The sequence below is a fragment of the Nocardioides sp. Z30_9 genome (assembly GCF_058215735.1).
On sequence record NZ_JBZAJF010000004.1, the window covers coordinates 25,761 to 50,215 of the forward strand.

The 24,455-nt window shown below is 71.5% G+C and carries 26 protein-coding genes; 22 read left to right on the forward strand and 4 right to left on the reverse strand.

The window, feature by feature from the left end; genetic code table 11:
* Nucleotides 1–5: 5 nt before the first annotated feature.
* The 9 genes from AC4BGB_RS20910 to AC4BGB_RS20950 all read left to right on the forward strand — a co-directional run bounded on the left by AC4BGB_RS20910 (nucleotide 6) and on the right by AC4BGB_RS20950 (nucleotide 8,721).
* Nucleotides 6–1,016 (forward strand): Rieske 2Fe-2S domain-containing protein, encoded by a 1,011-nt coding sequence (locus AC4BGB_RS20910; RefSeq protein ID WP_490548955.1) that lies wholly within the window; start codon nucleotides 6–8, stop codon nucleotides 1,014–1,016.
* A complete protein-coding gene (locus tag AC4BGB_RS20915; RefSeq protein WP_490548957.1) occupies nucleotides 1,013–1,513 on the forward strand; it encodes a hypothetical protein in 501 nt (166 codons plus the stop codon). The genes AC4BGB_RS20910 and AC4BGB_RS20915 overlap by 4 nt, the downstream gene beginning before the upstream one ends.
* Nucleotides 1,510–2,880 carry an FAD-binding oxidoreductase gene (locus tag AC4BGB_RS20920; protein WP_490548959.1) on the forward strand — a complete coding sequence of 457 codons (1,371 nt, stop codon included), beginning with the start codon at nucleotides 1,510–1,512 and terminating at the stop codon, nucleotides 2,878–2,880. The genes AC4BGB_RS20915 and AC4BGB_RS20920 overlap by 4 nt, the downstream gene beginning before the upstream one ends.
* A 3-nt stretch (nucleotides 2,881–2,883) precedes the next feature.
* Nucleotides 2,884–4,119: an alpha-hydroxy acid oxidase gene (locus AC4BGB_RS20925; RefSeq protein WP_490548960.1), complete on the forward strand. Its 1,236-nt coding sequence runs from the start codon at nucleotides 2,884–2,886 to the stop codon at nucleotides 4,117–4,119.
* Nucleotides 4,116–4,415 carry a Dabb family protein gene (locus tag AC4BGB_RS20930; RefSeq protein WP_490548961.1) on the forward strand — a complete coding sequence of 100 codons (300 nt, stop codon included), beginning with the start codon at nucleotides 4,116–4,118 and terminating at the stop codon, nucleotides 4,413–4,415. The genes AC4BGB_RS20925 and AC4BGB_RS20930 overlap by 4 nt, the downstream gene beginning before the upstream one ends.
* Entirely contained in the window at nucleotides 4,412–5,008 is a 597-nt protein-coding gene (locus AC4BGB_RS20935) for a HutD/Ves family protein (RefSeq protein WP_490548963.1), read from the forward strand. The genes AC4BGB_RS20930 and AC4BGB_RS20935 overlap by 4 nt, the downstream gene beginning before the upstream one ends.
* A gap of 19 nt (nucleotides 5,009–5,027) precedes the next feature.
* The gene (locus tag AC4BGB_RS20940) at nucleotides 5,028–5,996 is read left to right on the forward strand and encodes a PDR/VanB family oxidoreductase (RefSeq protein ID WP_490548964.1); all 969 of its coding nucleotides are present in this window, start codon (nucleotides 5,028–5,030) and stop codon (nucleotides 5,994–5,996) included.
* Nucleotides 5,997–6,087: 91 nt separating this feature from the next.
* Nucleotides 6,088–7,041: a cyclodeaminase/cyclohydrolase family protein gene (locus AC4BGB_RS20945; RefSeq protein WP_490548965.1), complete on the forward strand. Its 954-nt coding sequence runs from the start codon at nucleotides 6,088–6,090 to the stop codon at nucleotides 7,039–7,041.
* Complete coding sequence (locus AC4BGB_RS20950) at nucleotides 7,042–8,721, forward strand: formate--tetrahydrofolate ligase (RefSeq protein ID WP_490548966.1); 1,680 nt, start codon at nucleotides 7,042–7,044, stop codon at nucleotides 8,719–8,721. It begins immediately after the preceding gene.
* Between the two features lie 11 nt (nucleotides 8,722–8,732).
* On the opposite strand, the gene AC4BGB_RS20955 is transcribed toward AC4BGB_RS20950, so the two are convergent.
* Nucleotides 8,733–9,695 (reverse strand): helix-turn-helix domain-containing protein, encoded by a 963-nt coding sequence (locus AC4BGB_RS20955; RefSeq protein ID WP_490548968.1) that lies wholly within the window; start codon nucleotides 9,693–9,695, stop codon nucleotides 8,733–8,735.
* 211 nt (nucleotides 9,696–9,906) lie between these two features.
* Between AC4BGB_RS20955 and AC4BGB_RS20960 the strand changes: the two genes are divergently transcribed.
* From AC4BGB_RS20960 to AC4BGB_RS20990, 7 genes are all read left to right on the forward strand, one after another.
* Nucleotides 9,907–10,770 carry an alpha/beta hydrolase gene (locus AC4BGB_RS20960; protein WP_490548969.1) on the forward strand — a complete coding sequence of 288 codons (864 nt, stop codon included), beginning with the start codon at nucleotides 9,907–9,909 and terminating at the stop codon, nucleotides 10,768–10,770.
* Nucleotides 10,771–10,916: 146 nt separating this feature from the next.
* Nucleotides 10,917–11,324 carry a YciI family protein gene (locus AC4BGB_RS20965; RefSeq protein WP_490548970.1) on the forward strand — a complete coding sequence of 136 codons (408 nt, stop codon included), beginning with the start codon at nucleotides 10,917–10,919 and terminating at the stop codon, nucleotides 11,322–11,324.
* 7 nt (nucleotides 11,325–11,331) lie between these two features.
* Complete coding sequence (locus tag AC4BGB_RS20970) at nucleotides 11,332–12,477, forward strand: RNA polymerase sigma factor (RefSeq protein ID WP_490548972.1); 1,146 nt, start codon at nucleotides 11,332–11,334, stop codon at nucleotides 12,475–12,477.
* A 140-nt stretch (nucleotides 12,478–12,617) separates the two neighbouring features.
* Nucleotides 12,618–13,331 carry a DUF72 domain-containing protein gene (locus AC4BGB_RS20975; RefSeq protein WP_490548974.1) on the forward strand — a complete coding sequence of 238 codons (714 nt, stop codon included), beginning with the start codon at nucleotides 12,618–12,620 and terminating at the stop codon, nucleotides 13,329–13,331.
* Nucleotides 13,332–13,455: 124 nt separating this feature from the next.
* Nucleotides 13,456–14,226: an ABC transporter ATP-binding protein gene (locus tag AC4BGB_RS20980; RefSeq protein ID WP_490548975.1), complete on the forward strand. Its 771-nt coding sequence runs from the start codon at nucleotides 13,456–13,458 to the stop codon at nucleotides 14,224–14,226.
* A 10-nt stretch (nucleotides 14,227–14,236) separates the two neighbouring features.
* Entirely contained in the window at nucleotides 14,237–14,998 is a 762-nt protein-coding gene (locus AC4BGB_RS20985; protein WP_490548977.1) for an ABC transporter permease, read from the forward strand.
* A gap of 40 nt (nucleotides 14,999–15,038) precedes the next feature.
* Complete coding sequence (locus AC4BGB_RS20990; protein WP_490548978.1) at nucleotides 15,039–15,812, forward strand: MerR family transcriptional regulator; 774 nt, start codon at nucleotides 15,039–15,041, stop codon at nucleotides 15,810–15,812.
* Nucleotides 15,813–16,008: 196 nt separating this feature from the next.
* On the opposite strand, the gene AC4BGB_RS20995 is transcribed toward AC4BGB_RS20990, so the two are convergent.
* Nucleotides 16,009–17,367 carry an HNH endonuclease signature motif containing protein gene (locus tag AC4BGB_RS20995; protein WP_490548979.1) on the reverse strand — a complete coding sequence of 453 codons (1,359 nt, stop codon included), beginning with the start codon at nucleotides 17,365–17,367 and terminating at the stop codon, nucleotides 16,009–16,011.
* A 204-nt stretch (nucleotides 17,368–17,571) separates the two neighbouring features.
* On the opposite strand from AC4BGB_RS20995, the gene AC4BGB_RS21000 reads away from it, so the two are divergent.
* The gene (locus AC4BGB_RS21000) at nucleotides 17,572–18,501 is read left to right on the forward strand and encodes an AraC family transcriptional regulator (RefSeq protein WP_490548980.1); all 930 of its coding nucleotides are present in this window, start codon (nucleotides 17,572–17,574) and stop codon (nucleotides 18,499–18,501) included.
* Nucleotides 18,502–18,717: 216 nt separating this feature from the next.
* Here AC4BGB_RS21000 and AC4BGB_RS21005 read toward each other — a convergent pair whose 3' ends face one another.
* Both AC4BGB_RS21005 and AC4BGB_RS21010 read right to left on the reverse strand, forming a co-directional pair.
* On the reverse strand, nucleotides 18,718–19,092 hold the full coding sequence (locus AC4BGB_RS21005) for a DUF2255 family protein (RefSeq protein WP_490548981.1): 375 nt from the start codon (nucleotides 19,090–19,092) through the stop codon (nucleotides 18,718–18,720).
* A 32-nt stretch (nucleotides 19,093–19,124) separates the two neighbouring features.
* On the reverse strand, nucleotides 19,125–19,868 hold the full coding sequence (locus AC4BGB_RS21010; RefSeq protein ID WP_490548982.1) for an SDR family oxidoreductase: 744 nt from the start codon (nucleotides 19,866–19,868) through the stop codon (nucleotides 19,125–19,127).
* A gap of 98 nt (nucleotides 19,869–19,966) precedes the next feature.
* On the opposite strand from AC4BGB_RS21010, the gene AC4BGB_RS21015 reads away from it, so the two are divergent.
* The 5 genes from AC4BGB_RS21015 to AC4BGB_RS21035 all read left to right on the forward strand — a co-directional run bounded on the left by AC4BGB_RS21015 (nucleotide 19,967) and on the right by AC4BGB_RS21035 (nucleotide 24,450).
* Complete coding sequence (locus AC4BGB_RS21015) at nucleotides 19,967–20,815, forward strand: LysR family transcriptional regulator (protein ID WP_490548983.1); 849 nt, start codon at nucleotides 19,967–19,969, stop codon at nucleotides 20,813–20,815.
* A gap of 80 nt (nucleotides 20,816–20,895) precedes the next feature.
* On the forward strand, nucleotides 20,896–21,876 hold the full coding sequence (locus tag AC4BGB_RS21020; RefSeq protein WP_490548985.1) for an ABC transporter ATP-binding protein: 981 nt from the start codon (nucleotides 20,896–20,898) through the stop codon (nucleotides 21,874–21,876).
* A complete protein-coding gene (locus AC4BGB_RS21025) occupies nucleotides 21,873–22,682 on the forward strand; it encodes an ABC transporter permease (protein ID WP_490548986.1) in 810 nt (269 codons plus the stop codon). The genes AC4BGB_RS21020 and AC4BGB_RS21025 overlap by 4 nt, the downstream gene beginning before the upstream one ends.
* Nucleotides 22,683–22,699: 17 nt before the next feature.
* Nucleotides 22,700–23,779: a sensor histidine kinase gene (locus tag AC4BGB_RS21030; protein WP_490548987.1), complete on the forward strand. Its 1,080-nt coding sequence runs from the start codon at nucleotides 22,700–22,702 to the stop codon at nucleotides 23,777–23,779.
* Nucleotides 23,776–24,450: a response regulator transcription factor gene (locus AC4BGB_RS21035; protein WP_490548989.1), complete on the forward strand. Its 675-nt coding sequence runs from the start codon at nucleotides 23,776–23,778 to the stop codon at nucleotides 24,448–24,450. The genes AC4BGB_RS21030 and AC4BGB_RS21035 overlap by 4 nt, the downstream gene beginning before the upstream one ends.
* The last annotated feature ends 5 nt before the right edge of the window (nucleotides 24,451–24,455 follow it).

A 24,455-nucleotide genomic window follows, 5' to 3' on the forward strand; every position in this document is an offset into this window, starting at 1 on the left:
GCCCCATGTTCGTGCGCAACGCGTGGTACGTCATCGCCTGGTCCGAGGAAGTGACCCGGGATCCGATGAAGAGGACGGTCCTCGGTGAGGACGTCGTCCTTTACCGCAAGCAGGACGGGACCGCGGTCGCGCTGGCGGACCGGTGCGCCCACCGCGCGTACCCGCTCTCGGCGGGGCGCGTCATCGGGGACAACATCCAGTGCGGCTACCACGGTTTCGAGTACGACTGCGAGGGCGTGTGCGTGCGGGTGCCGGGCCAGGACCGGGTGCCCCAGCGGGCGCTGGTGCACAAGTTCCCGCTCGTCGAGGCGCACCGGTGGCTGTGGATCTGGGTCGGCGACCCCGAGAAGGCTGCGGACACGCCGGTGCCTGACACCCGGTGGATGACCGACCCTGCCTGGGACCGGGTCACGCACACCTTCCTGTTCCAGAGCAGCGCGGACCTGATCCACGACAACCTGCTCGACCTCACCCACGAGGCGTTCCTGCACACCTCCTCGATCGGCGACGACGCCGTCTACGAGAACGGCGTGACGGTCGAGGTCGACGGCACCAAGGTGAGCGTGGACCGGTTCATGCCCGATTGCCACCCCTCGCCGCTGTTCGAGAAGGCCACCGGCCTGAGCCGGGTGGACCGCTGGCACACCACGGAGTTCCAGATGCCCTCGGTGCACATCATCCACGCGGGCGTCGTGACCCCCGGCGGTCGGCGCGAGGACGGGAAGCTCCTCGAGGTGCTCAACGCGATCACCCCGCAGACCGAGACCACGGCCTGGTACTTCTACGGGTTCTGCCGCAACTTCTCCGTGGGCGACGAGGACCTCAACGCGCTCCTCACCGAGAACCTCGGCGGGGTGCTGCAGGAGGACGCCGACGCGCTCGCGCTCCAGCAGCAGCGGATGGAGACGCGTCCCAGCGACGTGCCCGACGTGCTGATCGCCCAGGACGCCGGCGTCGCCAAGGCGCGCCGGATCATGGCGAAGCTGCTCGCCGCCGAGGCGAAGGACCAGGAATGAGGCTGCTGCTGCGCTCGAACTCCCACCGCGCGCTCGAAGGAACGGACGGCAACGGCCTGGAGCTCGCGAGCTCGCCGGACACCGCGGGCCGCGAGGCCTGGCAGTGGCACCTGCGCCTCGACGACGCGGCGCCGGAGCAGGGTGGGCCGACTGAGCCCGCAGTGACGGTCGCTGCGGACCTGGGGCGCGACGGTGGTCGTGCCTCGACCCTGTCGCTGAGCACCCATCCGGCGTACGTCTCGGGCCGGGTCGAGGCCCTCGAGGTCGACGCCACCACGCAGGTACGGCGGGAGGAACGCGAGCTGGTCGCCCTGGTTGCGGGTCGTGGCCGGCTGCTCGTGGAGGGACGCCACCACCTCGGCGAGCTCGACGTGCTCGTGCTGGAGGGGGACGACCCGTTCACGGTGAGCGTGGAGTCGATCGGGGCCGAGCCGGCCACCCTCGCGGTGGCCAGGCTGGACCCGGTGGACGCAGCCCGGGTCGCGTGGGTGCCGTGAGCCGGCTCGACGCCCTCGCGAGCCGGCTGAGCGAGGCGAGCAGGCTGCTGACCGACCCCGAGGTGATGGACGCCTACTCACGCGACGAGGCCCACCTGGTCACCCCCGGGAAGCCCCTGGCCGTGATCCTCGCCGGGAGCACCGAGGACATCTCGCGGGCGCTCGCCTGGGCCCATCGCGAACGGGTGCCCGTCGTGACCCGCGGCGCGGGGACCGGGCTCGCCGGCGGCGCCGCCGCCCTGGAGGGCTGCCTGGTCCTGAGCACGGTCCGGATGGCACGGATCCACGAGATCTCCGTCGAGGACCAGGTCGCCGTGGTCGACCCCGGGGTGGTCACCGCCGACCTCGACCGCGCGGCCGCCAAGGTCGGGCTGATGTACGCACCCGACCCGAGCAGCCTCGAGCTGTGCACGATCGGCGGCAACCTCGCCACCAACGCAGGTGGGCTCCGCTGCGTGAAGTACGGCGTCACCCGGGACTCCGTGCTCGCACTCGAGGTGGTGCTCGCCGACGGCCGGGTCATCAAGACGGGCCACCGCACGGTCAAGGGAGTCACCGGCTACGACCTGACCGGCCTGCTCGTCGGCTCGGAGGGGACGCTCGGGGTGATCACCGGCGCGACCCTGCGGCTGCACCCTCGGCCACCGGGGGAGCCGGTGACGGTGGTGGGCAGCTTCCGGAGCCTGCGCTCGGCAGCCGAGGCGGTGGCCGCCGTGGTGCGTGCAGGCCTGCGGCCGTCGCTGCTGGAGCTGATCGACCAGGCCACCCTGCGGGCGATCAACGAGTGGAAGAAGATGGGGCTCGACGACGACGCCTCGGCACTGCTGATCGCGCAGGCGGACGGCACCGACGGCGCCGTGTGCGCCGAGGCCATGCAGGAGCTGTTCGAGCTGGCCGGCGCCGAGTTCGTGACCACCTCGACCGATCCCGCCGAGGCTCGTCAGCTGCTCGACATCCGCCGCCTGGCCTACCCGGCGGCCGAGCGTCTGGGCCGCTGCCTGGTCGAGGACGTGGGTGTGCCCCGGTCCCGGCTGCCCGACCTGCTCGAGCGCATCGAGGACGTCGGCGCCCGGCACGGCGTGGTGATCATGACCGTGGCGCACGCGGGGGACGGCAACGTCCATCCCACCTTCGTCTTCGACCCGACCCCGGACGGGGAGGTCCCGGCCGCGGTGTGGGCGGCCGCCGACGAGGTGTTCCGGGCCGCCCTGGAGATGGGCGGCACGTTGACCGGCGAGCACGGAGTGGGCGCCCTGAAGCAGCGGTGGCTGGGTCTCGAGCTCGGCACCGACTCACTCGACGTGCAGCACGCGATCAAGGATGCCCTGGATCCGCACGGCATCCTCAACCCAGGACGAGGAATCTGAACCGTGAAGCCATCCGAGATCCGTGAGCTCCTCCAGTTCCGGCCGCCCCGCGCCCGGCGGGTCGACCGCGTGCTCGCCCGCTCCCACGACATCGAGGACCTGCGCCGCGAGGCGTGCCGGCGCTGGCCGAGCGGCGTACGCGGCTATGTCGAGGGCGGTGCCGACGGCGAGCTGAGCCTCCAGCGCAACCGGGAGGCCTTCCAGCGGCGCTCCCTGGTGCCGACGACCCTGCAGGACGTCTCGGCGGTAGACACCTCCGCCACCCTCCTGGGCCGGCCGAGCCGGCTGCCGCTGGTCCTGGGGCCGACCGGCTACACCCGGATGATGCACGCCGACGGCGAACGCGCCGTCGGCCGGGCCGCCGGCGCCGCCGGCATCCCGTACACCGTGGCGACCATGTCGACCGTGCGGCTCGAGGACATCCCGGGCGGCGGCGACCTGTGGTTCCAGCTCTACATGTGGCGTGACCGGGGCCTGGTCGACGAGCTGGTCGACCGGGCGCAGGCGGCGGGCTACCACGCACTGATGCTCACCGTGGACACCGCGGTGACCGGGCAGCGGCTGCGTGACGCCCGCACCGGGTTCACGCTGCCTCCGCGCCTCTCGCCCGGGGTGGTGGCCGACATGGCACGTCACCCCGCGTGGTGCGCGGGACTGCTGCGGGGCGAGCCGGTCACCTTCGCCAACATGCCGCCCGACATCGGGGAGATCTCCGAGTCGGTGATGGCCTTCGCAGCCCGGCAGTTCGACGCCTCGGTCACCTGGGACGACGTCGCCCGGCTGCGCGCCCGGTGGCCCGGAGCGCTGGTGATCAAGGGGATCGTCGACCCCGCGGACGCGGCGCGGGCCGCGGATGCCGGCGTCGACGCGGTGGTGCTCTCCAACCACGGTGGTCGCCAGCTCGACCAGATGGTCCCGCCCCTGGACCTGCTCCCCGAGGTCCGCGACCGGGTCGGCCGGGCGATGGAGATCTACGTCGACTCCGGGATCCGGCGCGGCACCGACCTCGCCATCGCCATCGCGCTGGGCGCTGATGCCGGCCTGATCGGCCGCCCCTACCTCTACGGCCTGGGCGCAGCGGGGGAGCGGGGCGTGTCCGCGGCGATCGGCATGCTCGGCACCGAGTTCCGCCGCGCGATGCAGCTGCTCGGGATCACCGACCTCGCGCAGCTGCGGGACCGGGGTCCGCAGCTCGTCCGCAGTGGCGCGCCGTCGACGTCACCGGTGACGACCAGGTGATCCGGCACATCGTCCTGCTGCGCCTCCACGAGGGCGTCGCCGCCACCGACCCCAGGGTCGTCGCCGCGTGCTCCGCCGAGGAGGACCTCGCCGCGCAGGCGCCCGGCGGGCACGGGTGGAGGTTCGCCCGGGACCTCTCCCGGCGTCCGGTCTCCGCCGACTTCGTGGGCACGGGCGACTTCGCCTCGGCCGTCGAGCTGGCGGAGTTCCTGGCCCATCCCGCACACTCGTCGGTCCTCGCCCACTGGGCACCTCTGGCGACCTGCTGGGTCGCCGACCTGGAGGTCGAACCGTGAGCGCGCCGGCCACCTTCACCAGGGCTCCGTTCGCGCTGGCGTCCCCGGAGCCGTGGCGCAACGGCGCGGGCACGACGCGGGAGCTCCTCAGGGAGCCCGGAGACGAGGCGGACGGGTCCTTCGCCTGGCGGATCAGCGTCGCCGACGTCACCGAGGACGGGCCGTTCTCGTCGTTCCCCGGCGTCGACCGGGTGCTGATGCTGTGCGAGGGGATCGGGATGACGGTGGTCGTGAACGGCGCCAAGCACCCCCTGCGGCGCTTCGATGCCGTCACCTTCACCGGCGAGGACCACGTCACCGCCAGCCTGCACCGCGGGCCCACGATCGACCTCAACGTGATGACGAGGCGGGAGACCACGACCGCGGCCGTGGAGGTCGCGCGCGTCGACGGGCACGCGAACGTGCGGGGTCACCTCGAGGGGGACACGGTCCTGGTGCCCCTGGAGGGCCGGTTGCGGGTGTCCTCGGTGACCCCGGACCACCCTGCGGAGCCGCTCGAGGTGTTCGACGCGGTCCGCCTCGCCCCCCGGTCCTCCGTGCAGGTGGAGGGCCGCGGCCGCCTGGCGCGGATCGACCTGACCCGCAGGCCATGACGGGCGAGGGAGACAACCCGTGCACGTGACCCACGACGAGGTCAAGCTGCGGCTGCGGGTGCGGCAGCTGCGCTGGGAGGCCGAGGGGGTGGTCTCGGTGCTTCTCGAGCAGCTCGACGGGACCGCCCTGCCGAGGTGGTCCCCGGGGGCCCACGTCGACGTGCGCCTGCCGGGGTCGATCACCCGTCAGTACTCCCTGTGCGGGTCTCCCTCGGACCCCAGCCGCTGGCAGATCGCCGTGCTGCACGAGCCGGAGGGCCGCGGCGGCTCGACCAAGGTGCACGAGGCGCTGCGCCCGGGCGACGTCCTCGACGTGGTCGGTCCGCGCAACAACTTCGAGCTGCAGCCGGCCCCGGCGTACCTGTTCATCGCCGGGGGAATCGGGATCACCCCGATCCTGCCGATGATCGAGAAGGTCGCGGCTGCGGGGTCCTCGTGGCGGCTCGCGTACGGCGGCCGGTCCCGGGCCTCGATGGCGTTCGTCGCGCCGCTGCTCGACCGCTACGGCGACCGGGTCACGGTGGTGCCTCAGGACGAGCGCGGGCTGCTCGACCTCGATGACCTGCTGGGGACCCCGCTGCCCGACACGCAGGTCTACTGCTGCGGCCCCGAGCCGCTCCTGGCTGCCGTCGAGGAGCGCTGTGCCACCTGGGGACGCGGCGCGCTGCACGTGGAGAGGTTCGCTCCGAAGGCGCAGCCCGAGCCCGCTCCCGGGGAGGAGAGCGCCTTCGAGGTGGTGCTGCGGCGGTCCGGAAGGTCGGTCGCCGTCCCGGCCGGGATGTCGGTCCTCGAGGCACTGGAGGCCGACGGGATCGACGCCCCGAGCTCGTGCCGCGAGGGGATCTGCGGAACCTGCGAGACCGCGGTCCTCGACGGGGTCCCCGACCACCGGGACAGCCTGCTCGACGAGGACGAGCGGGCCGCGAACGACACCATGATGGTCTGCGTCGGTCGCAGCCTCACGCCTCGGCTGGTCCTCGACCTCTGACCTGTGATCTTGCTGGTGGTCGAACACCAGTCTTCGGGTAGCGCGCCTGCGTCCCCTGTTCATGCCGGCATGTGACGAGCATCATGGCTCCATGATCCGTGCTTCGGCCGACTCCGCGGCCACCGCCGACCGGCTGTGGTCGCTGGCCTGCGACGTCGAGCGCTGGGGCGAGCGGCTGCCGACGGTCGACGCGGTGCAGCCGTTGGGCAGCGGCCCGATCAGGGTGGGTTCGAGGTTCGAGGTCCGGCAGCCCGGACTGCCCAAGGCGGTCTGGGAGGTCACGCAGTGGGACGCTCACGGGCGGTCCTTCACCTGGGCCTCGACCAGCCCCGGGGTGCGCAGCACCGCCGCGCACAGCGTGCACGAGGACGCCGGAGGATCCCGGCTGGAGCTGTCGGTGGAGTGGTCCGGCCCCCTGGCCCCGGCCACCGAGCTCCTGATCGGCCGCAGGGCCCGCGGCATGGTCGAGACCGAGGCCGAGACCTTCGCGCGCCTCGCCGAGCAGCCCGACGCCGGGACGATCACCGAGTTCCTGGACCACCTCGCGGCGCGGACCCCGACCCCGGCGGGTGGCTCGGTGGCGGCGCTGTGCACCGCGCAGGCCGCTGCCCTGGTGGTGATGGTGGCGCGCTACTGCGAGGACCCGGTGTCGGCGCAGCGGGCAGAGCGGCTGGTGACGTGGGCGCAGCAGCTGGTGGCCGACGACGAGCGTGCGTTCGCCGGAGTCGCCGCGGCGTGGGCCCTGCCACGCGACACCACGGCGCAGGCCGAGCGGCGTACGGCCATCGACGAGGCGCTGCTGCTGGCCTCCGAGCCCCAGGCACGGGTCGTCGAGACCGCGGTCGAGGTGCTGGTCCTGATCGACCAGCTGCGACCCGCCGCCCGGGCCGGTCTGCGGGCCGACCTGGTCGCGGCCGCCGAGGTGGCCCGGGCCGGAGCCGCGATCGCGCGGATGAACGTGGAGTCCAACCTGCGCACGCTCCCGGACTCCGAGTCCCGGTCGCACCTACTGCGGCGCATGGGTGTCACGAGAGAGAGGGCCTGAGTGCAGTCCGACATCGAGATCGCGAACGCTGCCGAGCTGCACCCCATCACCCAGGTCGCCGAGGAGGAGCTCGGGATCGATCCGGTCCACCTGGTCCCCTACGGCCACCACAAGGCCAAGGTCGACCTCGGCTACGTGCAGTCCCTGGAGGACCGGCCGCTCGGCAAGCTGATCTTGATGACGGCGCTGTCGCCGACCCCGGCCGGTGAGGGCAAGACCACCACGACGGTGGGGGTGGCCGACGCCCTGCGGGGACTGGGACTTCGGTCGATGGCATGCCTGCGGGAGCCCTCGATGGGGCCGGTGTTCGGCATGAAGGGCGGCGCCGCGGGAGGCGGCTGGTCCCAGGTCGTCCCGATGACCGACATCAACCTGCACTTCACCGGGGACTTCGCCGCGATCGCCGCCGCGAACAACCTGCTGGCGGCCCTGATCGACAACCACGTGCAGCACGGCAACGAGCTCGGCATCGACGTGCGCGCAGTGGACTGGAAGCGGGTCGTCGACCTCAACGACCGGGCGCTGCGCAGCGTCGTCGTGGGCCTGGGTGGCTCCCCGAACGGCTATCCGCGCGAGGACGGCTTCGACATCGTGGTCGCCTCGGAGCTGATGGCGATCTTCTGCCTGACCGAGTCCTGGGCCGACCTCAAGCGCCGGATCGGCGACATCGTGGTCGGCCACACCCGCGCGAAGCGACCGGTCACGGCCCGTGAGCTCAACGCCCACGGCGCGATGGCCGTGCTGCTGCGCGACGCGCTCGCGCCCAACCTGGTGCAGACGTTGGAGCACACCCCGGCCTTCGTGCACGGGGGACCCTTCGCGAACATCGCGCACGGCTGCAGCTCGGTGATCGCGACCAGGGCCGCGTTGCGGCTAGCCGACTACGTGGTCACCGAAGCCGGGTTCGGTGCCGACCTGGGCGCGGAGAAGTTCGTCGACATCAAGTGCCGCAAGTCCGGGCTCCGTCCCGACGCCGCGGTCGTGGTGGCGACGGTCCGGGCACTGAAGTTCCACGGCGGGGTGGAGGTGGCCGACCTCGGCGAGGAGGACCTCGGCGCGATCGAGCGGGGGATGGAGAACCTGGCGCGCCACCTGCGCAACGTGCGCGAGGTCTACGGGATCCCGTGCGTCGTGGCGCTGAACCGGTTCCCGGCCGACACCGCCGCCGAGGTGGCCCGGGTGGTCGAGCTGGTCGAGGCCCTGGGGGTCCGGACCTATCCCGCCACCCACTTCGTCGACGGCGGGGTCGGTGCGACCGACCTGGCCAAGGGAGTGCTCGACCTGCTCGAGGACCCCGGGCCGTCGAGGTTCGCGTTCACCTATCCCGACGACCTACCGCTCAAGGAGAAGGCCGAGACCCTGGCCCACCGGCTCTACGGGGCCTCCTCCGTGACCTGGGATGGCAAGGCGAAGCGGCGTCTGGACCGCCTCGAGGCCGACGGGTACGGCGCACTGCCGGTGTGCGTGGCCAAGACGCAGTACTCCTTCTCCACCGACGCCACCCTGCGCGGTGCGCCGAGCGGTCACAACCTGCACGTGCGCGAGGTGCGGCTCTCGGCAGGCGCGGGGTTCGTGGTGCTGGTGTGCGGGGACGTGATGACGATGCCCGGCCTGCCGGCCACCCCGTCCGCCTCCCGGATCGACCTGCTCGACGACGGGACCATCGTCGGCCTGTCCTGAGGGTCCGTCCCTCACCGGCCGCCGCGGTCGGCGAGCACCTGGGCGCGCCAGTCGCGGGGCAGCACGCCGTACGCCGCGCGGAACCGCCGGACGAAGTGGGTCGGGTCCTTGAAGCCCCAGGAGCGAGCGACTGCCGCGATCGGTCGCTTCGTGCTGACGCTGGAGAGCTCGTCCCTGGCACCGGCGAGCCGCTGGGCGATGACGTACTGCTCCAGGCTGAACCCCCCGGCCGTGCAGGCCCGGTAGAGCTGACGACGGGAGACCGCAAGCGCCGCGGCGACTTGGCTGGCGTCGAGCAGTGGGTCGCGCAGGTGCTGGTGGACGTAGGCACGGACCTGGGTGCCGAGGGTCTGGTCGAGGATGTCGGGTTCACATGCCTCGTCGGCGGCGCCGCTCAGCAGGGCGCGGAGCAGCTGGATGCTGGCCTCTCCCAGCTGTCCGGCAGCGGGGGAGCGGGCCATGCTCTCGGCGTCGCGGGTCAGCTCCACGAGGAAGCGACTGACGATGCCGTGCAGCGGGCTGCTCGGCAACCGCGACGAGGCGCGCTGGACGACCTCCGGCGGCAGTCCCAGCCGCGCGATCGGCACCTGCAGGGAGATCGAGGAACCCCACCCGGACCAACCGAAGTCGAAGGGCCGGGTCACGTCGACCACCATCAGGTCACCGGTACGGACCAGCCGTTGCTGGTCATCCAGCTCGTGGCGACCCACCCCGTCACCGTGGACCGCGAAGGCAACGGCCTCGGGTGAGGCGGCTCGGGCTGTGCGCTGGTCGCGGCACATCGTGATGCCGGTGCTGCTGGCGGTGAAGACGCGAGCGTCGCCGAGCTCGGCGAGCTCCATCCGGCCCACGACGCCCCGCGGTCCGGGCTCGAGATCGACCCGGGTGGCGCCCGACGCCTCGGTCATCGCGGTGCGGAACACCTCGTGCCGGTCCCGGGGGTCGATGGCTGCGGTGTCGAGAAGGACGGCCATCGTGGCTCTCCTTCCACGGGTACGCCGTGTCTCTTCGAGACTAGGACGTCGCGCGGGCGAGGAGCAACGAGCTCCGCGGCCTCTCTAGACAGCCCCGGCACGGGCCTCTCTAGGCAGCCCCGGCACGCAGGGCCGACCAGCTGGCACGCAAGGCCGTTCCGGTGGCGTCGCGGCGATGGGAACGTCGAAGCCTCAGCAACCTGGAGGAACCATGAGCACCGACGACACCATCCCTGCCCCGATGGGCAACGGTCCCGACACCATCGTGCTCGTCCACGGCCTGTGGGTCACGCCCCGCAGCTGGGAGCACTGGGTGCCCCACTACGAGGCCCGCGGCTTCCGGGTCCTCACCCCGGCGTACCCGGGCTTCGAGGTCGAGGTCGAGGCGCTGCGCGCCGACCCCAGCATCATCGCCGACTGCTCGATCACCGACACCCTCGAGCACCTGACCAGCGTGGTCGAGTCCGTGGAGAAGCCACCCGTCATCATGGGCCACTCCTTCGGTGGCGCCCTCACCCAGATGCTGCTCGCCCGCGGCCTCGGCGCGGCCGGCGTCGTGATCAACTCGGCCCCCACCGAGGGAGTACGACGCACCCCGGTCTCGCAGATCAGGTCGTTGTTCCCCGCGCTGAACAACCCCGCGAAGCGGCACCAGGCCGTCGGGTTCACCCAGGAGCAGTTCCACTACGCATTCACGAACACCCTCGACGAGGAGGCCGCAAAGGCCGCCTACGAGCGCTACGCCATCGCGGCTCCCGGCCGGTGGGTGTGGGACTACGGGCTGATCGCCAACTTCAAGCCCGGCCACCAGGAGACCTGGGTCGACTACTCCAACGACGACCGAGCGCCGCTGCTGTTCATCGCCGGCGGCGAGGACCACATCATGCCGCCGTCGGTGAACAGGTCGAACGCGCACAAGTACCACAAGTCGGCCTCGACCACCGACTACGTGCTCCTCGAGGGTCGCTCGCACTGGACCTGCGCCGAGCCCGGCTGGGAGGCGGTCGCCGACCAGGCGCTCGACTGGGCCCTCGACCACGCCGGCACGAGTTCGCAGCCCGCCGACGCGACCTGAGGCGCGCCGCGCTCCGATCCCGCTTTACAAGCGGGAGGGGGAAGCTTGAGCAAGGTTCTCGGCCGCGATGTCGAAAGTTCGCTGCTCGCTCCGTCCTTGGTGTGAACGCGACGAGAATGGGTCGCCACAACGCAAGGAGAACCACGATGGCCAAGTACCTGCTGCTCAAGCACTACCGCGGCGCCCCGGCTGCGGTGAACGACGTCCCGATGGACCGGTGGACGCCCGAGGAGATCTCGGCGCACATCAAGTTCATGCAGGACTTCGCCGACCGGCTCGAAGGGACCGGTGAGTTCGTCGACGCCCAGGCACTCGCCCCGGAAGGAACGTTCGTGCGGTACGACGGTGAGGGTCGCCCGCCCGTCACCGACGGCCCGTTCGCCGAGACCAAGGACCTGATCGCCGGGTGGATGATGATCGACGTCGACAGCCACGAGCGCGCCGTCGAGCTCGCCGGCGAGCTGTCAGCTGCACCCGGCGCGGGCGGGCAGCCGATCCACGAGTGGCTCGAGCTGCGACCGTTCCTCTCGGCGCCGCCCACCATCACGGAGTGAGCGCGGAGTGGACGAGGACCTCCTCCGGAGCCTGACGCCCAGCGTGCTCGGCATCCTCGTCCGCCGCGGCGCCGACTTCGCGGCGGCCGAGGACGCCGTGCAGGACGCACTCCTCGCGGCAGCGCGAGTCTGGCCGTCAGGGATGCCGCAGGACCCGAAGGGCTGGCTGGTCACCGCTGCCTGGCGCCGGTTCCTCGACGCGACCCGCGCTCAGGCGGCCCGCAGCCGGCGTGAGCTGCTGGTGGACGAGGCGCCGGCGCCCGGTCCGGCGTCCGCGCGGGACGACACGCTCCAGCTCTACTTCCTGTGCGCGCACCCTTCGCTGACGCCAGCGTCTGCCGTCGCCCTGACGCTGCGTGCGGTCGGGGGACTGACCACCCGCCAGATCGCCCAGGCCTATCTGGTGCCCGAAGCCACCATGGGGCAACGGATCAGCCGGGCCAAGCGCACCGTCTCCGCCGTGCGCTTCGACGAGCCCGGTGACGTCGCCACCGTGCTGCGCGTGCTCTACCTGGTCTTCAACGAGGGGTACTCCGGCGACGTCGACCTCGCCGCCGAGGCGATCAGGCTCACGCGGCAGCTCGCCTCCGCGGTTGACCACCCGGAGGTGGCCGGCCTGCTCGCGCTGATGGTGCTCCACCACGCACGCCGTGCTGCCCGGACCGCTCCGGACGGCAGCCTGGTGCCGCTCGCCGAGCAGGACCGGACCCGGTGGGACACGGTGGCGATCGCAGAGGGCGTCCGGATCCTGCAGGCCGCGCTCGCCCGCGACCGGTTGGGCGAGTTCCAGGCTCAGGCCGCCATCGCCGCGCTGCACGCCGACGCGCAGAGCGCCGAGTTGACCGACTGGGTGCAGATCGTGGAGTGGTACGACGAGCTCGTGCGCCTGACCGACAGCGCGGTGGTCCGGCTCAACCGCGCCGTGGCGGTCGGCGAGGCGGACGGTCCGCGCGCCGGCCTCGCCGAGCTGGCGGCGCTGCCCGGTTCGCTGCCCCGGCGCACTGCGGTGGCGGCGTACCTCCACGAGCGCGACGGCCAGCTCGACACCGCCGCGAGGCTGTACGCCGAGGCCGCCCTCGCGGCACCGAACCTGGCCGAGCGCGACCACCTGACCCTGCAGGCAGCACGGCTGAACGCGTGCAGGTCTGACTGACCATCGACCAGTGGCACCGCTTGCGCGGTGGCACGACTACTCCGCGTGGATGCCTTCAGGGAGACTCAGTCGCATGGTCGACCGAGACGTGCTGCTCAGAGCGCTGGATCGCGCCCGATGCACCTGGGGCGGCTAGACAGGTGGATGTTCGAGTTGGCCTGTGCGGCTGGACGGTCTCGCAGTCGTCGTACGTGCGTCGCTTCCCCGTGGTCGAGGTGCAGCACACGTTCTACGAACCGCCGGCCGACGCCGTGCTGGCGCGCTGGCGGGCCCAGGTGCCGACCGACTTCGAGTTCACGATCAAGGCCTGGCAGGTCATCACCCACGAGTCGAACAGCCCCACCTACCGGCGGATGAAGCGGGCGCTGCCCGTCAGCGCACGTGGTCAGGTCGGAGCGTTCCGGACGACACCTCCGGTCCTCGACGGCTGGCAGCGGACCCTCGAGTGTGCCCGCGTCCTGCGGGCAAGTGCCGTGCTGCTGCAGTGCCCGAAGAGCTTTCGTCCTACGGCCGACAACGTCGCACGGCTGCGCAGCTTCATGTCGCAGGTGGAGCGGCCGGCCGGGCGGCTGCTGTGGGAGCCCCGTGGCGAGTGGCCCGCGCAGCTCCTCACGGAGCTCTGCGCAGAGCTGGACCTCGTCCACGTCGTCGACCCGATGCAGACCGAGACGGTGACGCCCGAGCAGACCTACTACCGGCTGCACGGCACCACGGGCTCGCGGGACGTCCACACCGATGACGAGCTGCGCCGGCTGCGGGACCTGGTCGACGGCCGGCCGTCGCCGTACGTCATGTTCAACAACCTGCCCCGCACTGGCGACGCAGAGCGGTTCCTCAGCCTGCTCTCGCCCTAGGCAAGTCGGGTCGAGGCTGACGAGTGCGGGGGTCTGTCCTGATCCGTTCGCCCACCACTCTTGACCTTGACGCAGCGTCAACCCTGCACGCTGGCCCGAACACCACGAAGCCAGGGGAGACACCATGACCGGTGAGCACGCGATCCACGTGCAGGGTTTGCGGAAGTCGTTCAAGGACGTGCCAGTGCTGCGGGGCGTGGACTTCGACGTCGCCCGGGGCAGCATCTTCGCCCTGCTGGGCTCCAACGGGTCGGGCAAGACCACGGCGATCCGGATCCTGACCACGCTGCTCAAGGCGGACGCAGGCACGGTGACGGTGGAGGGTCTGGACGTGGACACGGAACCGGCGCAGGTCCGGGAGACCTTCAGCCTCACCGGTCAGTTCGCCGCCGTGGACGGTGTGCTCACCGGCCGGGAGAACCTCGTGATGGTCGCCCGCCTGCGCGGAGTGGCTGACCCTCACCGGATCGCCGACGAGCTCCTGGCGCGCTTCTCGCTGACCGACGCGGCCGGTTGGAAGGTGGCGACGTACTCCGGTGGGATGCAGCGCCGCCTCGACCTCGCGATGAGCCTGATCGGGGATCCATCGGTGATCTTCCTCGACGAGCCCACCACCGGGCTCGACCCCCAGTCACGCCTCGAGGTGTGGAGCAGCATCAAGGCCCTGGCCGAGGCCGGCACCACGGTGCTGCTCACCACCCAGATGCTCGACGAGGCCGAGCAGCTCGCCGACCGGATCGCGATCCTGCACCAGGGCCGGATCATCGTGGACGGCACTCTCGCCGAGCTCAAGGGCCTGCTGCCCCCGGCGCAGGTCGTGTACGTCGAGAAGCAACCCACGCTCGAGGACGTCTTCCTCGCCCTGGTCGGCGACCCTGCCAGCACGACGAGCTGAGGGAACGACCATGACGAAGCAGTTCGCGCGCCACACAGGCATCCTGACGGGACGGTCCCTGCGCCACATCGCCCGCAGCCCCGACACCATCATCACCACCGCGATCATGCCCATCGCCTTCCTGCTGTTGTTCGTCTACGTGTTCGGCGGCGCGATCGAGGCCGGCACGGACGACTACGTGAACTACCTGCTGCCCGGCATCTTGGTGATCACGATCGCCTCGGGCATCGCCTACACCGCGTTCCGGCTCTTCCTCGACCTGCAGGGCGGCATCTTCGAGCGGTTCCAGTCCATGCCGATCGCACGCTCGGCGGTGCTCTGGGCGCACGTGCTGACCTCGCTGGTCGCCAACCTGGTCTCACTCGTGGTGGTCGTGCTCGTCGGGCTGCTCATCGGCTTCCGCACGGGGGCCGGCGTGCTGCCCTGGCTCGGCGTCCTCGGCCTCTTGCTGCTCTTCACCCTGGCCCTGACCTGGCTCGCGGTGATCCCTGGCCTGACCGCGAAGACACTGGACGGGGCGAGCGCGTTCTCCTACCCGCTCGTGTTCCTGCCGTTCCTCAGCTCGGCCTTCGTCCCGACCGAGACCATGCCCGGTCCGGTGCGGGCCTTCGCGGAGAACCAGCCGGTGACCGCGATCGTCAACTCGATCCGCAGCCTGCTCACCGAGCAACCGGTCGGCAACGACCTCTGGATCTCGTTCGCCTGGTGCGGAGGCCTGCTCGTCGTCGCCTACGCGGTCGCGATGGGCGTCTACCACCGCAAGATCGCGTGAGCGTCCGCCACAGGGGCGCCCGATCGGGCAGGGTGGTCCCATGCTGAGCATCGGGCAGCTGGCGTCGTACGCCGGCGTCACGGTTCGCGCGGTCCGGCACTACCACCAGGTCGGCCTGCTTCCCGAGCCCGCACGAGATGCTTCCGGCTACCGCTCCTACGGCGCGGACGCGGTCGTTCGCCTGGTCCGGATCCGGACCCTGGCCAACGCCGGGGTGCCCCTGGCGCGGGTGCAGCAGCTGCTGGATGCCGACGAGGAGGCCTATGTCGAGGCGATCGGCGAGATCGACCGCGACCTGCGCGGTCGGATCCGTGAGCTGCAGGCACACCGGCGACAGATCGCGACGCTCACGGCCGGGGACGCCGTGGCGGTGCCAAAGGAGGTGCGCGACTACCTGGATCTGGTGCGTGCCACCGGAGCGCCCGAGCAGCTGATCGCCGCCGAGCGGGACGCCTGGATCCTCGTCGCGGCCCGCTATCCCACGTTGATCGAGGCCTTCATGGCCGACAAGGTCGATCAGCTCCAGGACCCGCGGAACATCCGTTTCTACCAGCTGATCGGTCGGATGCTCGACGGCACCGAGGAGGAGCAGGAGCGGATCGTCCTCGAGCTGGCCGACCTCCTGGTCGAGCTGTTCGAGGAGGCCGCCGCCAGCGGCCAGCTCGAGCAGCAGGAGCTGGCCATGGACGACGATGCCTTCGTGCGGCTGTTGGACTCGATGTCGGAAGGGCAGCCCGTCGTCGCGCGGCTGCGCGAGCTGCTCGCCGAGCGTGGATGGTCGGGCTGGACCCGCGTCGAGAGACGCACGACGTGACCCAAGTGGTCGTGCAGCGAACGCAGTGGCGACCCCAAGGTGGTCGAGCAGCGAACGAAGTGAGCGGACAGTCGAGACCACTCCGGCGACCCCCATGGTGGTCGAGCAGCGAACGCAGTGGCAACCCCAAGGTGGTCGAGCAGCGAACGAAGTGAGCGGACAGTCGAGACCACTCCGGCGACCCCGCGCGCAGACCTCACCCATCAGGCGGCTCCCGCCCACCCGGGCTCATCCGGTGTACGCCGGCCGGTGGCACGAACTCGAAGGTGTTCGGTCCGTGGGTCCTGATCTGCCAGGGGCCGGCGTGGATCAGCCGGTGGTGGTGCCCGCAGAGCAGGATCAGGTTGGCCAGAGAGGTCTCACCGCCGTCTGCCCAGTGAACGAGGTGATGTGCGTGGCACATCACCGGTGGGCGGGTGCAGTTGGGGAACCGGCAGTGCTTGTCCCGGGCGACCAGGGCCTTCCAGATCGCGGCGGTGACCAGGCGCAGCTGGCGGCCGACGTCGAGGACCTCACCGTCGCTGCCGAGAACGATCGGGATCACGTGGGCGTCGCACGCCATCCGGCGCACCGCGGCGACGTAGAGGTCCTCGCCGGTCTCCGTGGTCCCGAACCCGGTCTGCTGTTGCAGGTCGGCCAAGGGAATGGTCACCGAGACCCGCGGGCTCGCTCCGTGGCACTCGGGGAGCAGGTCTGCGGTGGCGGCGCGGTCACAGAGCTCGACCAGTGCATCCAGCATCCGGGCGCCGTGGTCGCGCGGGTCGCGGCCGTCGTGACCGCACCCGGGGATCACGCAGCTGTTGGGGTCGCACACCGGACCCGCTGTCGGGACCGGCTTCGCCAGGGGGAGCAGGGTGGCGCGGAGCTTGGCGCCGTCCTCGGCCGAGCACCGGCCCTTGATCCAGCAGCCCCCTGCGGTGTCGAACCGCACCGAGAAGTCCCGGTCGAGGTGGGCGGCGCGGTCCTCACGGTCCAGCTCGCGTTCGGTGCGGCGCTCCTCGCCGTCGGGGGCCACGATCGTCACGAGGATCCGGCCGAGCTTGGCCAGCTCGGTGGCGTCGAGCGCCTTGGCCTCGGCGAGCATCGCCTGGCAACCCCGGGTGCGGAGGTCCGGGTCGGTGGGGAGGTCCTCGACGGCTCGTTTGATCACCTGGGCCTTGGTGACCGAGAGCCACCCGTCAGCGAGGGCCTCACCGACCGGGGCCAGCACCGGGGTCTGCACCGCCGCGGCGAGCCGCACGGTCCCTGACCCGGTGCCCTTGCGGCCACCCGCGACCGAAGTGACGAAGTCCTGGGTCGAGGCCCACCCCACCGGCTTGACGGCGTTGGTGACCTCGAGCTCGTGCACGACCTGGAGCTCGACGGCATCCAGGGTCGACTTCAGCGCCTCGATCTCGGCGACGGTGTCCATCAGCCACTCGCCGCGACCGGCCGCCCACAACGTGCCCTGCAGCCCCTGGACCTCGCGACGGATCCGGGCCAGCTCGGCCGCGACCCGACCGGCGCACGAGGCGCCCGGCGGGGTGTCCGGAGGGGTGTCCGGCTGGCTGGTCATGGATCAATCCAAGCAGCGGCCACCGACAGTTTCCGGCGAGATTCCCCTTGTTTGACAGGCCATTCTCGAGGAAATCGAGAAGTTTCCTGTGTGAAGAGCCGGGTTGCTCCGCTCACCCGGTGTGGTCTCGACTTTCCGCTCACTTCGTTCGCTGCTCGACCACCTTGCGGTTGCGGTTCGACCGCTCGACCGCATCGGTCCGCAATGATCGGGCGGCGGGACAGACTGCCCATGCAGGCTGGAACGCGAAAGGAGGCCCCCATGATCGCTGCGCTCAACGCGACCGTCGAGGCCGTGGAGACTCTGCTGACGACCGAGCCGTCCACCCAGGTCAACGCAACTGACCTGGCGCGCAACCTCGGCACGACCGAACACCATCTACGGCGGATGTTCTCGTCGCTGGCCGGGATGCCGCTGTCGGAGTATGCGAAGCGGCGGCGGATGTCATTGGCTGCTGCCGATCTCCTCGCCGCTGATGACGACCTGCTCACAGTTGCGGTGCGTTACGGCTACGGCTCGACCGAAGCCTTCGGACGGGCGTTCCGGGCCGTGCACGGCGTCGGCCCGTCCGACGTACGACGGGACGGGGGTCCACTACGCACACAACCGCGGATCAGGTTCCACCTGACCGTGCAAGGAGGCATCCCCATGGAAACTCGCATCGTCGACCTGCCCGCCGTCCGTCTCGTCGGTCACGCCCGACGGGTTCCACTCGTGCACGACGGGGTGAACCCGTTCATCGCCGAACACGTCGCGTCGATCCCTGTCGAGGAGACCGTCCGGCTCAAGACCCTCAACGACACCGAGCCGAAGGGCGTCCTGGCAGTCAGCGACGACCTGGACCCCGACCGCAGCGAGGGCACTGAGCTGACCTACCTGCACGGCGTTGCCACGACCACCGAGCCCGAGGGCCTCGACATCATCGAGGTGCCCGCAGGCACCTGGGCCGTGTTCCGCATCGACGGCCCGTTCCCGGCAGCGCTGCAGGAAGCCTGGGCGGCCACCGCGACTGAATGGTTCCCCTCACAACCCTGGCGGCTGCGAACCGGACCCGAGATCGTCGCCACGCTCGCGTTCGACCCGGCCGCAGCCACGGCAACCTGCGAGCTCTGGCTGCCCGTCGAACCCGGGTAGGCAGCCGGTGGGACCAAGGATGTCTCGGGGGCGTCGAGGGCGGCATGATCGGATGCCTTGTGATCCTGGCTAGGCAAGAACGGCGCCGTGCCGATCGACATGGTTCGAGTCCCCATCTGCGCCACGGTGGCTGAAGCCATGGTGGACCGCCGGACCGGACTTACCTGGACGAGATCGGTTGGTACGCGGACAACTCCCGCGGTGTCCTGCACCCGGTCACACCCGGTCGAGCCGCAGGGTGGACTCCACAGCCGCGATGGAGACCATGGACCCCACACCGGCGCCGTACTTGGCGCGGTACGCCGCGTCCACGCCGGAAGTGACGTCCGGGTCCGTGTTGCCGAGGTCCTCGACGGTGACCTCGGCCTCCAGACCCGGCACCCGGATGCCGGCGCGGCGGGCGCGCAGTGCTGCGCCGAACCAGCCGGTGTCCCGGCGATACCAGGTGCGGACGTAGACCTCCCCGTCGCTGCAGACGACCCAGATCGGCACCGAGCGCTGTGCACCGCCGTCCGGGCGGTGCACAGCGATCTCCAGCTCGGTGGCTGCGTCGAACAGGGCGAGCTCGTCGGCGGTCCAGGGAGCCGTCATTCCAGGGGCCTTCCTCTGCAAGTCACCACTGCTCACCAGGGGACGGTGCCGGCGTCCTCGAAGAACCCGCCGGTGGGGCCGCCGTCGGGCAGGGTCGCGAGGCGGATCGGGGTGGCAGCTCCCTGATCGGGGGTGCGGACGCCGCGGAACCCGTTGAGGTCGGTCGCGACGTAGCCGGGGCAGGCCGCGTTGATCAGGATGTCGGTGTCGGCGAGCTCGCGGACGTACTGCAGCATCACGGCGTTGAGGAACGTCTTCGACGTCGAGTACGCCGCCGCGATCGGCCCCGTGTCGTCCTCGGCGGTGTTGGCCTGCCGCGTCAGGGAGCCGACGCCGCTGGAGACGTTCACGATCCGCGGGGAGGACGCACGCCGCAGCATCGGCAGCATCGCGTTGGTGACGCGCATGACCCCGAAGACGTTGGTGTCGATCACCGTCCGGATGTTGTCGAGGTCCACCAGGGTGGGCTCCTGGGGCAGGGTGCCGGTGATGCCGGCGTTGTTGACGAGCACGTCCAGCCCACCGGCCTGCTCCTCGATCATGGTGGCGGCGGCGTTCACGCTCTGGTCGTCGGTGACGTCGAGGGGTACGCCGAAGGCGTCCACGCCAGCGGCCTGCAGCTTGGCCACGGCGGTGTCGCGCCGGGCGTCGTCGCGGGCGCCGACGCCGACCCGGAAGCCCAGCGCGCCCAGCCCTTCCGCGATGGAGTAGCCGATGCCCTTGTTGGCGCCGGTCACCAGGGCGGTTCGTGTGTGTTGGTTGTTGTTCTCGGTCATGGCTTCATCGTGGATCCGTGCCCGGCAGCGCTCCAACACCGCTTGGGTGGGCAGCGATACCCTGCCGGTATCGGTGGTCGAGGTGGAGGTGGTCACACGTGGAGACCCGGGAGCTGCGGTATTTCGTGGCGGTGGCCGAAGAGCTGCACTTCGGCCGCGCCGCCGAACGGCTCGGCATCGCCCAGCCGCCGTTGTCGCGCGCTATCGGCCAGCTCGAGCGGCGCCTCGGGGTGACGCTGCTGGAGCGCAACAGCCGCTCGGTCACGCTGACGGACGCGGGAGTGGTGCTGCTCGACGAGGGCAGGGCTGCCCTCGACGCGGTGGCGGCTGCGGAGCGCCGTACCCGGCGGGCGGCCGCTGCTCCCACGGGACGGGCGGGTCTGGTGTTCGCCTCCAAGGCCGGAGCCGCCAACGAGCTGGTGGCCAAGCTGCTGGACCGGTACGCCGCCGAGCCGGACGCCGTGCCGGTCGAGGTGCTGCTGTGCGGGCCGGGGGAGCAGACGCAGACGCTGCACGACGGCCGGGCCGACGTCGCCATCCTGCATCTGCCGTACGACGACGTCTCCGGCCTGGACACCGAGGTGATGCTGACCGAGGAGCAGGTGGTCCTGCTGCCGGCCGGGCACCCGTTGACCGCGCGCGACCAGGTCCGGCTCACCGAGGTCGAGGAGACGGGCGGCCTGCCCGCCCCACGCTGGCCCGACCGGGACGGCAACTACCCCGAGGGTCCCGGTCCCGCGGTGCGCGACCACAGCCAGCTGCTGCAGCTGATTGCCCTGGGTCGCACTTACCTCACGGCGCCGGAGTCGGCTCGCCACCAGCTGGGCGAGGGGGTGGTCGCGGTGCCGCTGGTGGACGCACCGAGGGTGACCACGCTGATCGCCTGGCCGTCCCAGAGCCGGTCCCGGGAGCTCGCCGCGTTCGTCAGCACCGCCTCCGGTCTCTAGGAGCCTCTGCCCGCGGGCAGAGGCCGGGTTCTGCCTCCGGGCCGATGCGCGGAGGGGCTACGACGGCTTGGAATGGGGGCATGCAACCAACCCCCCTGCACCACCCTTCCGGACACCTCGCTGACCCTGTCGTCACCGTGCGCGGACTGACCAAGTCGTACGGCGGACGCGTCGTCGTCGACCACCTCGACCTGCACGTTGGGGCCGGTGAGATCGTCGGTCTCATCGGCGCCAACGGTGCCGGCAAGACCACCACCGTCGAGATCCTGCAGGGCCTGCGCAGGCCCGACTCCGGCGTGATCCGGGTCCTGGGCCTGGACCCGGTCAAGCAGGCCGACCGCCTGCGACTGCAGGTCGGCAGCCAGCTGCAGAGCAGCGGGCTGCCCGACCGGCTGAAGGTCGCCGAGGCGGTGGACCTGTTCGCCGGCCCGCACGCGCGGGACCGGGACCGGCTGCTCGAGCAGTTCGGGCTCGGACGACTGCGCCGCTCCCCGTTCGCCGGGCTGAGCGGGGGAGAGCAGCAACGGCTGTTCCTGGTGCTGGCGCTGCTGAACCGGCCGCGCCTGGTGATCCTCGACGAGCTCACCCAGGGCCTGGATCCCGCCGCCCGCCGGGAGGTGTGGTCGGCGGTCGCGCAGCTGCGCGACGAGGGCACCACCGTCATGCTGGTGACGCACGAGCTCGACGAGGCGGAGGCGCTGTGCGAGCGTGTCGTCGCGATGCGCCAGGGGCGCGTGCTCGACCAGGGCACACCGGCCGAGCTGGTCGCCCGGCACGCCACCGGAGTCACGGTCCGGTTCAGCCTTCCGGGTGCCGGCGGTTCCGCGATCCGGGAACAGCTCGAGCGGCTCCCCGGCGTACGCCGGGTGCGCCAGGAGCGCGACCAGGTCGCGATCGAGGGAGCGCGTGAGGCCATCGCCCACGTGGGCGCCTGGCTGGTCGCGTCCGGGCAGCCGGTGCCGACCGACCTGCGCGTCGACATCCCCGACCTGGAGTCGGCGCTGCTGACCCTGCTCGACCAGCCCACCGACGTCCCCGAGACCAGGAAGGTCGCATCATGAGCACGTTCGTCCCCACCCAGGCAGACACTGCCGGCGCCGATCCACAGTCAACCGCCGCACCCAGGCCGAAGCACCGCTCGGCGACCCGCCGCCTGGTCACCACCGAGCTCCGGCTGCTCAGCCGCGAGCCGTTCACCCTCACCTTCGTGCTGGTGTTCCCGATCGTGTCCATGCTGATCATCGGTGGGTCCTTCGGGACCCAGCCCGACGAGGTGTTCCCGGTGAACCCGTCGCACTGGTACGTCGCTTCCTACTTCACCGTGGTGATCGGAGCGACCGGACTGATCATGCTGCCGGTGCACATCGCCACCTACCGGGAGCGGGGCGTGCTGCGCCGGTTCGCGGCGTCCGGGTTCCCGCGGTGGTCGTTCGCGTTGGCCCAGCTCGTGGTCGGGCTCACCGCGATCGCGGTCTCGGGGGCGCTGCTGCTGGCCGTCGCCGCGCCGGTCTACGGCATCCCCACGGTCGAGGACCCGGTGCGGGTGGTGGCCGGCGTGGTGGTCGCCTCCGTGGCGTTCGTCAGCATCGGGGTCCTGCTCGGGACGCTGCTCCCCTCGGCGCGGGCTGCCCAGGCCGTGGGGCTGCTGCTGTTCTTCCCCTCGTTCCTGCTCGGCGTCGGCGGCCCGCCCCCGGCGGTCATGTCCGATGCCCTGCGGGAGATCTCCGAGCGGTTGCCGCTGTCCCTGGCCAACCAGGCGATCCGGGAGCCCTGGCTCGGGATCGGGGACGCCACGGGCGCCCTGCTGGCGGTCACCGTGATTGCCGTGGCTGCCATGGCGCTGGCGGGCCGGCGTACCGCCCTGTGACGTCTAGGGTCGCTCCCATGACGGAGTGGAGGACGCGAGCCGCGGCACCTGCCGCGCTCGCGTTCTTCGCGCTCCTGGGCGTGCTGATGACGCGCCAGCCGACCGCCGTCGCGCTGTGGTCGGCCGCGCTCGTCGTCGTCTCCGCGCTGGTGCTCGCGAGGTGGGCGGCATCGGGGTGGCGACTTGCCCTCGGGCTGGTGATCCCGGTCGCGGGACTGGTGGTGCTCGGTCACGAGCAGTCCTCCAACCTGTCCTGGATGGGGCTGTGCGTCGTCGCCGCCTGGGCGGCGCTGTCGTCCGCGTTGCCGGTGGCCCTGACGACGCTCGCCGTGCTCCTCGCCGGCCCGCTGTGGGAATGGGCGATCCATCCCTCCGAGCCCGGATGGGGTGCCTGGATCATCGGCACCGCCTTCACCACCATCGCCTGCGTCTTCGCGCGAAGACTCCGCCTGACCGTGATCGAGCTCGACCGCACCCGGGCCGAGCTCGCCGCGCGCAGCAAGGCCGAGGAGCGCAGCCGGATCGCGGGCGAGGTGCACGACGTGATCGGCCACGCCCTGACCGTCTCGCTGCTGCACATCGGCAGCGCCCGGCTCGCGCTCGAAGACGAGCCCGAGGAGGCGCGGGCCTCCCTGGTCGAGGCCGAGCGGCTGGCCCGACAGAGCCTGGAGGAGGTGCGCGCCACCGTCGGCCTGATGCGCACCGACGACCCGGCCCGGATGGCCCCGCTGCCCGACGCACGCGACATCGCCGACCTCGTGGACTCCTTCCGCCGGGCCGGCGCCTCCGTCGAGCTCGAGGTCGAGGGAGACCTGTCGTCGATGGGACCCACCCGCGGGCTGGCGGCGTACCGGATCGTCCAGGAGGCCCTTACCAATGCGGCCCGGCACGCGGCCGGCGAGCCGGTCTCGGTGAGCGTCGTCGTCGGCGATGCGGGGGTCTCGGTGACCGTGTGCAACAGCGGCATCCCCGACCCGGCCGCGGCTCCTGGCTCCGGGCTGGTCGGCATGCGCGAGCGCGCCGAGAGCGTCGGTGGCCGGCTCGACGCCGGTGCTGTCGAGCAGGGATGGCGGGTCGAGGCGGTGCTGCCGTCATGACCGGGGACGTCGTGCGGGTGCTCCTGGTCGACGACCAGGAGCTCGTCCGCACCGGCCTGCGCGGGATCCTGCGCACGCGGTTCGGTTTCGAGGTCGTCGGAGAGCTCGCCAGCGGCGAGGAGATCGTGGATGCGGTGGCGACCCTGCGTCCGGACGTGGTGGTGATGGACGTGCGGATGCCGCGGGTCGACGGGGTTGCCGCGACCCGGTTGCTGGCCGGCGTACCCGATGCGCCGCCGGTGCTGGTCCTGACGACGTTCGAGGACGAGGAGGTCCTCGCCGGTGCGCTGCGCGCCGGAGCGGCCGGCTTCCTGCTCAAGTCGGTCCCGGCGGAGGACCTGCAACGCGCCGTACGGGCGGTCGCCGCCGGAGACTCCTGGCTGGACCCCGCCGTCACGGGGCGTGTGCTCACCGCCTACCGCGGCGTGCAGGAACCACCGGTGTCCGGCGCGGCGCTCGAGTCGCTGACGCCGCGGGAGCGGGAGGTGCTGGCCCTGATCGGCGGCGGCCTGAACAACACCGAGATCGCCGGCCAGCTGTTCCTCGGCGAGGGCACGATCAAGACCCACGTCGGGCACATCTTCGCCAAGCTGGGCCTGCGTGACCGTGCCGCCGCCGTGGTCTTCGCCTTCGACCACGGACTCGTGCGACCGGGGCGTCGCCCGGGGTGAGCTGC

Coding starts and splice junctions, on each gene's coding strand:
- AC4BGB_RS20910 (WP_490548955.1), top strand. CDS start 6: ATGTTCGTGCGCAACGCGTGGTACGTCATCGCCTGGTCCGAGGAAGTG.
- AC4BGB_RS20915 (WP_490548957.1), top strand. CDS start 1,013: ATGAGGCTGCTGCTGCGCTCGAACTCCCACCGCGCGCTCGAAGGAACG.
- AC4BGB_RS20945 (WP_490548965.1), top strand. CDS start 6,088: ATGATCCGTGCTTCGGCCGACTCCGCGGCCACCGCCGACCGGCTGTGG.
- AC4BGB_RS20955 (WP_490548968.1), bottom strand. CDS start 9,695: ATGGCCGTCCTTCTCGACACCGCAGCCATCGACCCCCGGGACCGGCAC.
- AC4BGB_RS20960 (WP_490548969.1), top strand. CDS start 9,907: ATGAGCACCGACGACACCATCCCTGCCCCGATGGGCAACGGTCCCGAC.
- AC4BGB_RS20965 (WP_490548970.1), top strand. CDS start 10,917: ATGGCCAAGTACCTGCTGCTCAAGCACTACCGCGGCGCCCCGGCTGCG.
- AC4BGB_RS20980 (WP_490548975.1), top strand. CDS start 13,456: ATGACCGGTGAGCACGCGATCCACGTGCAGGGTTTGCGGAAGTCGTTC.
- AC4BGB_RS20985 (WP_490548977.1), top strand. CDS start 14,237: ATGACGAAGCAGTTCGCGCGCCACACAGGCATCCTGACGGGACGGTCC.
- AC4BGB_RS20990 (WP_490548978.1), top strand. CDS start 15,039: ATGCTGAGCATCGGGCAGCTGGCGTCGTACGCCGGCGTCACGGTTCGC.
- AC4BGB_RS20995 (WP_490548979.1), bottom strand. CDS start 17,367: ATGACCAGCCAGCCGGACACCCCTCCGGACACCCCGCCGGGCGCCTCG.
- AC4BGB_RS21000 (WP_490548980.1), top strand. CDS start 17,572: ATGATCGGGCGGCGGGACAGACTGCCCATGCAGGCTGGAACGCGAAAG.
- AC4BGB_RS21005 (WP_490548981.1), bottom strand. CDS start 19,092: ATGACGGCTCCCTGGACCGCCGACGAGCTCGCCCTGTTCGACGCAGCC.
- AC4BGB_RS21010 (WP_490548982.1), bottom strand. CDS start 19,868: ATGACCGAGAACAACAACCAACACACACGAACCGCCCTGGTGACCGGC.
- AC4BGB_RS21020 (WP_490548985.1), top strand. CDS start 20,896: ATGCAACCAACCCCCCTGCACCACCCTTCCGGACACCTCGCTGACCCT.
- AC4BGB_RS21025 (WP_490548986.1), top strand. CDS start 21,873: ATGAGCACGTTCGTCCCCACCCAGGCAGACACTGCCGGCGCCGATCCA.
- AC4BGB_RS21030 (WP_490548987.1), top strand. CDS start 22,700: ATGACGGAGTGGAGGACGCGAGCCGCGGCACCTGCCGCGCTCGCGTTC.
- AC4BGB_RS21035 (WP_490548989.1), top strand. CDS start 23,776: ATGACCGGGGACGTCGTGCGGGTGCTCCTGGTCGACGACCAGGAGCTC.